8 protein-coding genes are annotated in these 11,961 nt (G+C 68.4%); 6 read left to right on the plus strand and 2 right to left on the minus strand.

Annotated features, from left to right (window positions below):
• Positions 1-3 precede the first annotated feature (3 nt).
• From gltB to CPY97_RS07060, 4 genes are all read left to right on the plus strand, one after another.
• Positions 4-4,578, plus strand: coding sequence for a glutamate synthase large subunit (gene gltB / locus CPY97_RS07045; protein ID WP_096421388.1), 4,575 nt, complete (start codon positions 4-6; stop codon positions 4,576-4,578).
• Positions 4,571-6,028 carry a glutamate synthase subunit beta gene (locus CPY97_RS07050; protein ID WP_096421389.1) on the plus strand — a complete coding sequence of 486 codons (1,458 nt, stop codon included), beginning with the start codon at positions 4,571-4,573 and terminating at the stop codon, positions 6,026-6,028. Before gltB ends, CPY97_RS07050 begins: the two co-directional genes overlap by 8 nt.
• Positions 6,029-6,083: 55 nt before the next feature.
• Complete coding sequence (pyk, locus tag CPY97_RS07055; RefSeq protein ID WP_096421390.1) at positions 6,084-7,541, plus strand: pyruvate kinase; 1,458 nt, start codon at positions 6,084-6,086, stop codon at positions 7,539-7,541.
• A gap of 124 nt (positions 7,542-7,665) precedes the next feature.
• Positions 7,666-7,914, plus strand: a complete 249-nt coding sequence (locus tag CPY97_RS07060) for a hypothetical protein (protein WP_150129216.1) — start codon at positions 7,666-7,668, stop codon at positions 7,912-7,914.
• 112 nt (positions 7,915-8,026) lie between these two features.
• On the opposite strand, the gene CPY97_RS07065 is transcribed toward CPY97_RS07060, so the two are convergent.
• The gene (locus CPY97_RS07065) at positions 8,027-9,274 is read right to left on the minus strand and encodes an IS701 family transposase (protein ID WP_150129217.1); all 1,248 of its coding nucleotides are present in this window, start codon (positions 9,272-9,274) and stop codon (positions 8,027-8,029) included.
• 369 nt (positions 9,275-9,643) lie between these two features.
• On the opposite strand from CPY97_RS07065, the gene CPY97_RS07070 reads away from it, so the two are divergent.
• The gene (locus CPY97_RS07070) at positions 9,644-10,015 is read left to right on the plus strand and encodes a helix-turn-helix domain-containing protein (RefSeq protein ID WP_096421393.1); all 372 of its coding nucleotides are present in this window, start codon (positions 9,644-9,646) and stop codon (positions 10,013-10,015) included.
• 6 nt (positions 10,016-10,021) lie between these two features.
• On the opposite strand, the gene CPY97_RS07075 is transcribed toward CPY97_RS07070, so the two are convergent.
• Positions 10,022-10,915, minus strand: a complete 894-nt coding sequence (locus CPY97_RS07075) for a restriction endonuclease (protein ID WP_096421394.1) — start codon at positions 10,913-10,915, stop codon at positions 10,022-10,024.
• Between the two features lie 171 nt (positions 10,916-11,086).
• On the opposite strand from CPY97_RS07075, the gene CPY97_RS07080 reads away from it, so the two are divergent.
• The gene (locus CPY97_RS07080; protein WP_096421395.1) at positions 11,087-11,893 is read left to right on the plus strand and encodes a metallophosphoesterase family protein; all 807 of its coding nucleotides are present in this window, start codon (positions 11,087-11,089) and stop codon (positions 11,891-11,893) included.
• Positions 11,894-11,961: the final 68 nt, after the last annotated feature.

Here is an 11,961-nt window from a genome sequence, read left to right on the forward strand (position 1 = left end):
CGCATGACTCACAGCCCGTATCGCCGATTTTCGAGCATCCCCGAGAAGCAGGGTGCCTATGACCCCGAGCGCGAGCGCGATGCCTGCGGGCTCGCCATGGTGGCGACCCTGCGCGGAACCGCTGGTCACGACATCATTCAGAACGCGCTCGACGCACTGCGCAATCTCGAGCACCGCGGTGCCGTCGGCTCGGACGCGGGCACCGGTGACGGCGCCGGCATCCTGACGCAGATCCCCGACGCGTTCTTCCGCGCGGTCGTCCCCTTCACGCTGCCCGAGGCGGGCGCGTACGCGGTCGGCGCCACCTTCCTTCCGACCGACGCCGCCGAGCGCGCGCGCGAGAAGTCCGGCATCGAGGCGATCGCCGCCGAAGAGGGCCTGACGGTGCTGGGCTGGCGCGAGGTGCCGGTGGACCCGAGCCAGGTCGGAGCGCTCGCCCGCGAGGCCATGCCCGCGATCGAGCAGCTCTTCCTGGCCTCTGGCCGAGCCGACGCGACCGGGGCGCCGCTGTCCGGCATCGCGCTCGACCGTCAGACCTTCCGTACGCGCAAGCGCGCCGAGCGCGAGCTGGGCGCCTACTTCCCGTCGTTGAGCTGCCGCACCATCACCTACAAGGGCATGGTCACCACCCTCCAGCTGGAGCCGTTCTACCCCGACCTGAGCGATGAGCGCTTCGCGTCGAAGCTCGCGCTCGTGCACTCGCGCTACTCGACGAACACCTTCCCGTCGTGGCCCCTCGCCCAGCCGTTCCGCATGATCGCGCACAACGGCGAGATCAACACGGTGCAGGGAAACCGCAACTGGATGCGCGCCCGCCAGTCCCAGCTGGTCAGCGACCTGCTCGGCGACCTCCGCGACGTGTTCCCCATCGTGACGCCCGGCGCGAGCGACTCGGCCTCCTTCGACGAGGTCGTCGAGCTCTTGAGCCTCGGGGGTCGTAGTGTGCCGCACGCGATCATGATGATGATCCCGGAGGCGTGGGAGAACCAGACGGGTCTCGACCCGAAGCTGCGCGCCTTTTACGAGTACCACTCGATGCTCATGGAGCCGTGGGACGGGCCGGCCGCCCTGTCGTTCACCGACGGCTCGCTGGTGGGCGCGACACTCGACCGCAACGGCCTGCGCCCCGGACGCTTCCTCGTCACCGACGACGGCCTGGTCGTGCTGGCGAGCGAGATCGGTGTCCTCGACATCGACCCTGCCCGCGTGGTTCGCAAGGGCCGTCTGCGCCCGGGCGCCATGTTCCTCGTCGACACGGCCGAGGGCCGCATCATCGAAGACGACGAGATCAAGCGTGAGCTCGCCGAACTCGAGCCGTGGGGGGAGTGGCTCGCGGGCAACCGCATCGCTCTCTCCCAACTGCCCGAGCGCGAGCACATCGTGCACACCCCGGCCTCGATCACGCGTCGCCAGCGCACCTTCGGGTACACGGAGGAAGAGGTGCGCGTCCTTCTCGCTCCGATGGCGAAGGCCGGCGCCGAGCCGCTCGGCGCGATGGGCTCCGACACGCCCATCGCAGTGTTGAGCGACCGCCCGCGCCTGCTGTTCGACTACTTCACCCAGCAGTTCGCCCAGGTGACGAACCCGCCGCTCGACTCGATCCGCGAAGAGGTCGTCACGTCAATGGCGCTCGGCCTCGGACCCGAGCGCAACCTGTTGGCCGCCACCCCGCGACACGCGCGGCAGGTCACCCTCGACTTCCCCGTCATCGACAACGACGAGCTGGCGAAGATCCAGCACATCGACCCACGGCCCGGCAGCGCCCTGACGACAACGATCAAGGGGCTGTACCGCGTCGACAAGGGGCCCCGCGCGCTCGAAAAGCGCATCCAAGCGATGTGCGACGAGGTCGATGAAGCGATCGACGACGGCGCCGAGTTCATCGTCTTGAGCGACCGCGATTCGACGGCCGACCTCGCGCCGGTGCCGTCGCTGCTGATGCTTGCCGCCGTTCACCACCATCTCATCCGCACCGAGAAGCGGATGCGCGTGGGCCTGATCGTCGAGACCGGCGACGTGCGCGAGGTGCACCACGTCGCGCTCCTCATCGGCTACGGCGCCTCGGCCATCAACCCGTACCTGGCGATGGAGACGGTCGAGAACCTGGTCCGCAGCGGCATGATCACCGGCATCACTCCCGAGAAGGCCGTGGCGAACGTCATCAAGGCGCTCGGCAAGGGCGTGCTGAAGATCATGTCGAAGATGGGCATCTCGACGGTCGGTTCGTACGCCGGAGCCCAGGCCTTTGAGGCCGTCGGGCTCAGCCAAGAGTTCGTCGACCGCTACTTCACCGGAACGACGAGCATCCTCGGCGGGGTCGGCATCGACACGATCGCCGAAGAGAACGCGCGCCGGCACGCCCTGGCCTACCCGGCCTCCTCGCCGTCGAACCCGCACGAGCGGCTGCCGAGCGGTGGCGAGTACCAGTGGCGCCGCGAGGGTCCTCCGCACCTCTTCAACCCCGAAACGGTCTTCAAGCTGCAGCACGCGACGAAGGCCGGCCGCTATGACATCTTCCGCGAGTACACGAAGGCGGTGGATGAGCAGGCCGAGAAGCTCATGACGCTGCGCGGGCTGTTCCGCTTCACAGACGGACTGCGCGCTCCCGTGCCGCTCGACGAGGTCGAGCCGATCGAGTCGATCGTCCGGCGCTTCACGACCGGCGCGATGAGCATGGGCGCCATCAGCCCCGAGATGCACGAGACCCTCGCCATCGCGATGAACCGCATCGGCGGCCGCAGCAACACGGGCGAGGGCGGCGAAGACGTCGAGCGTCTGCTCGACCCCGAGCGTCGCAGCGCGATAAAGCAGGTCGCCTCTGGCCGCTTCGGCGTGACGAGCATGTACCTCACGAACGCCGACGACATCCAGATCAAGATGGCGCAGGGTGCGAAGCCCGGCGAGGGCGGCCAGCTGCCGGCCAACAAGGTGTATCCGTGGATCGCGCGCCTGCGCCACGGCACCCCCGGTGTCGGCCTCATCTCGCCGCCCCCGCACCACGACATCTACTCGATTGAAGACCTCAAGCAGTTGATCTTCGACTTGAAGCGGTCGAACCCGAAGGCGCGCATCCACGTGAAACTCGTGAGCGAGTCGGGCATCGGTGCGGTCGCCGCCGGGGTCGCCAAGGCGAAGAGCGACGTGATCCTGATCTCGGGCCACGACGGGGGAACGGGCGCCAGCCCCCTCAACTCGCTGAAGCACGCGGGCACGCCGTGGGAGATCGGCCTCGCCGAGGCGCAGCAGACGCTCATGCTGAACCAACTGCGTGAGCGCGTCACGGTGCAGGTCGACGGCCAGATGAAGACCGGGCGCGACGTGATCATCGCGGCGCTGCTCGGAGCCGAGGAATACGGTTTCGCGACCGCTCCCATGGTGGTCTCCGGGTGCATCCTGATGCGGGTCTGCCACCTCGACACGTGCCCCGTCGGCGTCGCGACGCAGAACCCCGAACTGCGCAAGCGGTTCACGGGCACGCCGGAGTTCGTCATCAACTTCTTCGAGTTCTTGGCTCAGGAGGTGCGCGAGTACCTCGCTCAACTCGGCTTCCGCAGCCTCGAGGAGGCCATCGGGCACGCCGAACTCCTCGACGTCGACCGCGCCGTACGGCACTGGAAGGCCGACGGACTCGATCTCGCCCCGATCCTCTCGGGCCCCGTGTTCCCGGCCGACGCGGCGCGCACGCGTCGAGTGGGGCAAGATCACGAGCTCGATGAACACTTCGACAACCAGTTGATTCGCCTGTCGACCGATGCCCTCGAGCACGGCCAGCCGGTGCGCATCGACCTGCCGGTGCGCAACACCGAGCGCGCGGTCGGCACGATGCTCGGCAACGCCGTGACGGCACGCTACGGCGAGCAGGGGCTGGCCCCCGACACGATCGACGTCACGCTCACCGGGTCGGCCGGCCAGAGCCTCGGCGCGTTCATGCCGCGCGGCATCACCCTGCGCCTGTATGGCGACAGCAACGACTACGTCGGTAAGGGCCTGTCGGGCGGCCGCGTCATCGTGCGCCCCGCACGCGAGGCCGTGTTCCACGCCGAGCGCAACGTCATCGCCGGAAACGTGATCGGCTACGGCGCGACGAGCGGCGAGCTGTTCATTCGCGGAATCGTCGGCGAGCGCTTCCTGGTCCGCAACTCGGGGGCGACGGCCGTTGTCGAAGGCGTGGGTGACCACGCGCTCGAGTACATGACGGGCGGTGTCGCCGTCATTCTCGGCGAGACCGGCCGCAACCTCGGCGCGGGTATGTCGGGCGGCACGGCCTACGTGCTTGACCTGACGGACGACCGGGTGAACCGCGACAGCCTGACGAGCGGCGAGTTGACGCTCGGCGCGCTCGATGACAACGACCGCGCGCTCGTGACCGAGCTGTTGAAGAAGCACCACGACGAGACCGAGTCGGCGCTGGCTCAGCGTCTCCTCGCGGACGGCGACGCCGCGCTTGACCGCTTCGTGAAGGTGCTGCCCCGCGACTACGCCGCCGTCTTGGCTACGCGCCAGACGGCGCTCGACGAAGGCCTCGACCCCGATGGGGACATCGTGTGGGGCCGCATCCTGGAGGTGACCGGTGGCTGACCCCCGCGGATTCCTGAACGTGCCCGAGCGGGAGCTCCCGCCACGGCGCCCCGTGCCGATCCGGCTCATGGACTGGAAAGAGGTCTACGAGCAGGGCGACCCCGGGCAGCTCCGCCGCCAGGCGGGGCGCTGCATGGACTGCGGCATCCCGTTCTGCCACCAGGGGTGCCCCCTCGGCAACCTCATCCCCGAGTGGAACGACCTGACGTGGCGCGGCGAGGGGCGCCAGGCGATCGAGCGCCTGCACGCGACGAACAACTTCCCGGAGTTCACCGGCAAGCTCTGCCCGGCGCCGTGTGAGTCGTCGTGTGTGCTCGCGATCAACCAGCCGGCCGTGACGATCAAGCAGGTCGAGGCGTCGATCATCGAGAACGCCTGGAACAACGGCTGGGTGCAGCCCGCTCCGCCCGAGCGACTCACCGGCAAGACCGTCGCCGTCGTCGGAAGCGGCCCAGCGGGGCTCGCTGCCGCCCAGCAGCTCACGCGCGCCGGACACACGGTCGCCGTGTTCGAGAAGGACGATCGCATCGGCGGATTGCTGCGCTACGGCATCCCGGACTTCAAGATGGAGAAGCGCCACCTCGACCAGCGCCTGACGCAGATGCAGGCCGAGGGCACGCGCTTCCGCGCCGGCGTCGAGATCGGCGTCGACATCACCTGGGCTGAGCTACGGCGCCGCTACGACGCCGTGCTGGTCGCCACGGGCGCGCCGCTTCCGCGGGACCTTCCCATCCCGGGCCGCGACGCGCTCGGCGTGCACTTCGCGATGGAGTACCTCACGCAGGCCAACCGTGTGCAGGCCGGCGACACCGTCGCCGAGCAGATCACGGCCGAGGGCAAGCACGTCATCGTGCTCGGCGGTGGTGACACCGGTGCGGACTGCATCGGCACCGCCCACCGCCAGGGCGCGCTCAGCGTGACGAACCTCGCCATCGGCATGCAACCGCCGAGCGAGCGCCCCGAGAACCAGCCGTGGCCCATGCAGCCGACGCTGTTCGAGGTGCAGTCGGCCCACGAGGAGGGCGGCGAGCGCATGTACCTGGCCTCGACCGTCGAGTTCCTCACGAACGACGCGGGCGAGGTGCGCGCCGTCGTGGTGGCCGAGACCGACTTCGTCGACGGCCGCCGCGTGCCGAAGCCGGGCACCGAGCGTGAGCTGCCGGCCGACCTCGTCCTGCTGTCGCTCGGCTTCACGGGAGCCGAGACCGCGACGCTCACGGAACAGTTCCCGCTGCCCGTGGATGCGCGCGGCACGATCCGCCGGGATGCCGACTACACGACGGTCGAGCCGGGCGTCTTCGTCGCAGGCGACGCGGGACGCGGTGCGTCGCTTATCGTGTGGGCGATCGCGGAGGGCCGCGCCGCGGCCGCCGAGATCGACCGCTACCTGCAGGGCACCACCGATCTTCCCGCACCCGTGCGGGCCACAGACCGCCCCATCGCGGTCTGACACCACGGCGGCTCGCCGCCGTGTCTACCACCACCCCAACTCACTGAAGGACCCCATGAGACGAGCAAAGATCGTCGCGACCCTCGGGCCGGCGACGTCGAGCTACGAGAACATTCGCGCCATCATCGAGGCGGGCGTCAACGTCGCCCGCATGAACCTCAGCCACGGCACCTACGCCGTGCACGAAGAGGTCTACCGCAACGTGCGCCAGGCCGCGGCCGACGCGGGCCGCGCGGTTGCGGTCCTCGTCGACCTGCAGGGTCCGAAGATCCGCCTGGGCAAGTTCGCGAACGGCCCGCACGAACTGGCCGAGGGCGACATCTTCACGATCACGACCGAAGAGGTCGAGGGCACGAAAGAGCTCGTCGGGACGACTTTCAAGGGCCTCCCTGACGACGTGAAGCCGGGCGACTTCCTGCTGATCGACGACGGCAAGGTCAAGGTGCGCGTGATCGACACCGACGGTGTGCGCGTGCGCACCGAGGTCGTCGTCGCCGGCCCCGTGTCGAACAACAAGGGCATCAACCTGCCCGGTGTCGCGGTCAACGTGCCCGCGCTGTCAGAGAAGGACGAAGACGACCTGCGCTGGGGCCTCAAGCTGGGCGCCGACTACATCGCGCTGTCCTTCGTGCGCAACGCCGACGACATCACGCGCGTGCACGAGATCATGACCGAGGAGGGGCGCCGCATCCCCGTCATCGCGAAGATCGAGAAGCCGCAGGCGGTCGACGCGCTCGAGGGCATTGTCGACGCTTTCGACGGCATCATGGTCGCCCGTGGTGACCTCGGGGTCGAGTTGCCGCTCGAGGCGGTGCCGATCGTGCAGAAGCGCGCCGTCGAGCTCGCCCGCCGCATGGCGAAGCCGGTCATCGTCGCTACCCAGATGCTCGAGTCGATGATCTCGAGCCCCATTCCGACGCGCGCCGAGACCTCCGACGTCGCGAACGCGGTGCTCGACGGCGCCGACGCCGTCATGCTCTCGGGCGAGACCAGCGTGGGCGAGTTCCCGGTGATCACGGTGTCGACCATGGCCCGCATCGTCGATTCGACGGAGGAGCACGGCCTCGAGCGCATCCCGCCGCTTGGTACGAAGCCGCGCACCCAGGGTGGGGTGATTACGCTTGCCGCCGCCGAGGTGGCCGACTTCGTCGAGGCGAAGTACGTGTGCGTGTTCACCGAGTCGGGAGACTCGGCTCGCCGCATGAGCCGCCTGCGTTTCCGCATTCCCATGAAGGCGTTCACGCCCGACGCGGCCATTCAGCGTCGCATGGCGCTGACCTGGGGCATCGAGTCGTTCCTCGTCAAGCGCGTCACCCACACCGACGCGATGTACCGCCAGGTCGACGAGGCGCTGCTCGGCAACAACCTCGCGGTGAAGGGCGATAAGGTCGTTGTGATCTCGGGTTCGCCTCCCGGAATCCCGGGCGGCACGAACGACATCCGGGTGCACACCGTCGGTGACACGATCGGCACTGAGCTGCCGGCGTGGCTGGCCGGCGCGAGCGTCGAGTAGCCGCCGCGCGCATCCCGCAACACGACACGGCCCCGATCAGCGCCATCAGGCGCGGTCGGGGCCGTTGTCGTGACGTCTGTGCACTCCCGCGGCGCGGTGGCTGAGTGCTCGATAGGGTTTGAGGATGTCTCCGATCCGTTCGCGACGTGCCGTCACCCTCCGAATTGTGTCCGTGGGCGGGGGAGTCGTTCTCGTCGGCGTCTTCGTGGCGTGGCTCGTGCTGCGCCAAAACGACGCGATTCGGCCCCTTGTCGCCATGGACTCTGCCCTGGGGTGGGTGGCGCAGATTGGCGCATATTTCGTCCTCATGGCGGGGGTAGCGTTGCTCGCGCACGGCGTGTTTGGCCGAAGCACGGACGAGCCGAGCGGCTGATTCTCACCCCTAGTAGTACTTGGTTAGGTTGGTCCGGCTCGTTGACAGTAGGGGCAGCATGACATGAGACGGATGACCGCGGTTTGGAGTTCGCGGAGAGTCTCGTAGAACGTCAGGCTGCCCCGCGGGCTTTTGGGTCGGCGGTGAGGCGCTGGAGTGTGATGAACAGGTGCGCGGCGGTGACGAGGGTGACGTGGTGGTGCCAGCCGGGGAAGGTGCGGCCTTCGAAGTGGTCCAGGCCGAGGCCGTGTTTGAGTTCGCGGTAGTCGTGCTCGATGCGCCAGCGGATCTTCCCGAGCCGGACCAGCTCGGCGATCGGGGTGTCCTCTGGGAGGGTGGAGAGCCGGTAGTCGGTCGGCTCGGCGGCGTCGTCGGGCCATTCGACGAGTAGCCAGCAGTCGGGCAGTGATCCGTCGGGGTTCTTGGGGAGGTTCCGGTTCGCGGGACGGACCCGAGACGCGGCGAATCGGCTGGTCATGGTCCCTTTGGAGCCTTGCCGCCAGGACGCGTTCTCGAACGCGTCTGCGGGCAGGCCCTGGGCGTAGGTCTTCGCTTGGACCGGGGCGGTCTGGTAGCTCGCGATGCTGAACGGCCGGCCCTTCTTCCCGGTCGGTGCGGGCATCTCGAACCGGGCGTCAGCGTCGTGGAGGCTGGTGGATGACTTCACCTGCACCACGTACGGGATCTCCCGTTCGGTGAGCCCGGTGCGGAAGTAGCCGATCTCGCCGTACCCGGCATCGCCGACCATCACCGGCGGTGTGAGCCCCCAGGTCGCGGCTTCGTCGATCATCTCCAGCGCCAGCTCCCATTTCGGGCGGTGCCGGAGCGTGTCGGGGATCTGCGCCTTGATCCGCCGGGCCGCGACCTGCGCGGCGTGTTCGTTGGTGTCCGAGCAGGTGTCGTCCCACGCCTCGGGCAGGAACAACCGCCAGTCCAGCGGGCACGATGCCTGGTCGGTGACCGCGTGGATCGAGACACCGATCTGCACGTTCCCGATCTTCCCGAGCGTGCCGGAGTACTGCCTTGCGACCCCCGGCGAGGCAGGGCCGTCCTTGACGAACCCGGTGTCATCGACCACCCACGCCTCCGGCCCGATCACGGAGACCGCCTTGCGGGCCAGCAGGCGACGCACCGGCTCGACCGGCCACGGCGACGAGGACACGAACTGCTGCAACTGCTGGTAATCGATTCCAAGCCGGTCGCCCATCGGCTGCATCGACTTGCGCCGCCCCTCGAGCATCAGCCCCTGGAGATACAGGCCGCCCTTGGCCCGCTGATCCTTCCGCGCCAGCGACGCGAACACGTCGCCCACGAAGTTGTCCAGCTCAGCCCGCACCCGCTCGATCTCATCCGCCCGCACGCCGTGAGGTTAACAGTCCGCAGGACCATTAACAAGAACCTAACCAAGTACTACTAGGGGGTGTTGTGAGTACCGGCCGTGGGACTCGAACCCACATTTGACCGGCGTGTCGCACCCAAAATCCGCGTAATTCCGCGGTTTTTGTGAGGCGCTGAAGGTGTCCGAAACCTAGTTTTGCAACACTTTTGTGGCACGTACCACACGGCCATCACACAAAATCGGCATCCCCCTGGGGGTATCGACGCTCATCTTCCAGCCTACGCCGCGACGGTGACATTCCCCGCGCCGCAAAGGCGTCGGCGCGCCCCGAGGCGCCCGCCGCGGTGACCGCCATCCCGGCTGCCGGAACATCCGCGCATAGACCCGGGTATGACCGACACCACTCTCGACGACAGCCCGATGCTGCTCACCGTCGACGAAGCCGCCGGCCGGTTGCGGGTTCACGCGACGACGCTGCGGAAACTGATCGCGGACAAGGAGCTCGGCTGTGTCCGCATCGGCCGCAAGGTGATGGTCACCCCCGACCAGATCACCGAGTTCATCGACGAGAACCGCAAAGCAGCGGTTCGGCCCGAACCTCCCACCCCGGAGGAGGCCGCCGCAGCTGTTGTGCTCGCCGAAGCCGAACTCGAGGCCGCCCGCACGGTCGCGATCGCCGCGATGACCGCGCGCGCCAAAGAACGCGCCGAGAACCCCTGGGGTCGCTCCATTCGCGGGAAGCGGCGCGTCACCGCGGCGTGATCGAGGTCAGAGCCCCGATGCGTAGAACTGAGCTGCGAGCTCGTTGACCGGCCGCAGGGTGCCTTCTTCGGCGCTGTAGACGAACAGGGCGACGCCAGCTCTGTCGGCGAACTCGATCGCGCCGGCGGCGTATCCGGTCGACGTGAAGAACAATGCCGTGCGGTGATCGGTAGAGGCGACGCCGGCAAGTTCGCGGACCTCGCCGACGCCAACCATGCCGGTGTAGTGCTTCACCTGGGCGATGTAATCCTGGGAGGCGACGTCGATGCCGCCATCGGACGTGTACTGCGTGACGTCCGCGGTGACATCGCCAAGCGACCGCATCCACTGCGCGACAAGCCGCTCGGCGCCCTGCGGCGACACCCCGAACGGTTGCGGCTCCGGGCCCCTCAGATCACCGACGGCGACACCGGCAGCTTCCGCAGCGCGGCGACGTTCCGCCAGATGCGCTTCGCGAAGAGCGCGAAGCCGGGCCTGCTCCGCCTCCCGCTCCACACGACGTTCGGTTTGCAGCTGCTCAAGGCGTGCCGCGAAGTGCTCGCGCACGCTCGCCATACCCCAGTAGTACGCCTTCTCGTACAGGGCGGGAACCGCCTTGGCGCGGCGAACGGTGAGCACGATCCACACCACGCCGAGTGCCACTGCCGTGAGCGCAACCAGCCACCCGAGATCCGGCACCAGGAACGCCGCCATGAACGCGACGATCGCCGCCGCCAGCCACGTGCCGGTTCGGAAGTAGGCGCCGTCCGCGAGCCGCCGCGCCGTCTCCACCATTCGGCCGGCGATGGCGCCGTCCTCGTCATCCCAGTCGCCGGCCGCGATCGCAGCGTCGGCGAAACGTCGCCCCTCGTTCTCGGCAGCGAGCTTGACGGATCGCTCACGGCTGGTCAGTTCGGTCACAATCGGCAGACTACGCGGCACCGGCGACGCGGCACTGGCGCTGGCCGCAACGCGTGATGCGTTGTCGCTGTGTCTCAACTAAGTGGATAGCGATCTCAACTGAGTTGAGAATCCGCGCCCGGATTGCCCGTTCCGGCCTGTGCTCGCGCCCGCGCCGCGCACAGTCCCGTCATGGACTCTCTCGCCCTCCCGTCCCGCGTCGCGGTTGCGGGCGACTGGCACGGCTCACGCGTGTGGGTGCAGTCCGTGCTGGCTTCGATTCGTCGCGCTGACGCTGAGGTGAGGGACGTCCTCCATGTCGGAGACTTCGGGCTGTGGCCGGCGGACACGTACCTCGACGCGGTCGACTACTGGGCTGAACGCACAGGGCTTCGCCTGTGGGTGACCCCGGGCAACCATGACGACTGGGATCAGCTCGAGGCGCCGTTCGGCCGCGGCGACGTCGCGCGCGTGTCGGAATGGGTGACGTTCCTGCCTCGCGGATTCCGGTTCACCGTCGGGGACCGCACCGCGGTCAGCTTCGGCGGCGCCGCCAGTCACGACCGCGCGTGGCGGCGCACGCAACGGTCGAAGCATCCGATCTGGTGGCCGCAGGAAATCGCCACGGACGCCGAGGTGGCAGCGGCCGTCGGCGGGGGATCGGCAGACCTGCTCGTCACCCACGACGTCCCCACCACCGTGCTGCCCGCGGTCGCGGCCGTCCTCGACCGTAGAAACGGCGAAGACGCCCCAGAGGACGCCGCCTACGTGCACGCTTCCGCCCGGCAGATTGATGCCGTGCGCGCCGCCGTGCGACCTCTCCTGCACGTACACGGCCACACCCACGTACACGAGATCGGCGACGTCGACACCGACCACGGTCCCGTCCGCACGCTCGCCCTCACCAACGAACGCCGCCACGGCAACATCGCGTTCCTCGACGCCGACACGCTCGACGTGCGGACGTTGACGAAAGAGGAACTGCGGTTGGCGTGGTGACGGTGCGGGGTTGCAGTGAGGAACGATGCCGCGCATAGCCAATTTGATAGCTAAACCTGCCATTTTGG

The organism is Microcella alkaliphila (assembly GCF_002355395.1).
GTDB classification, from domain to species: Bacteria; Actinomycetota; Actinomycetes; order Actinomycetales; family Microbacteriaceae; genus Microcella; species Microcella alkaliphila_A.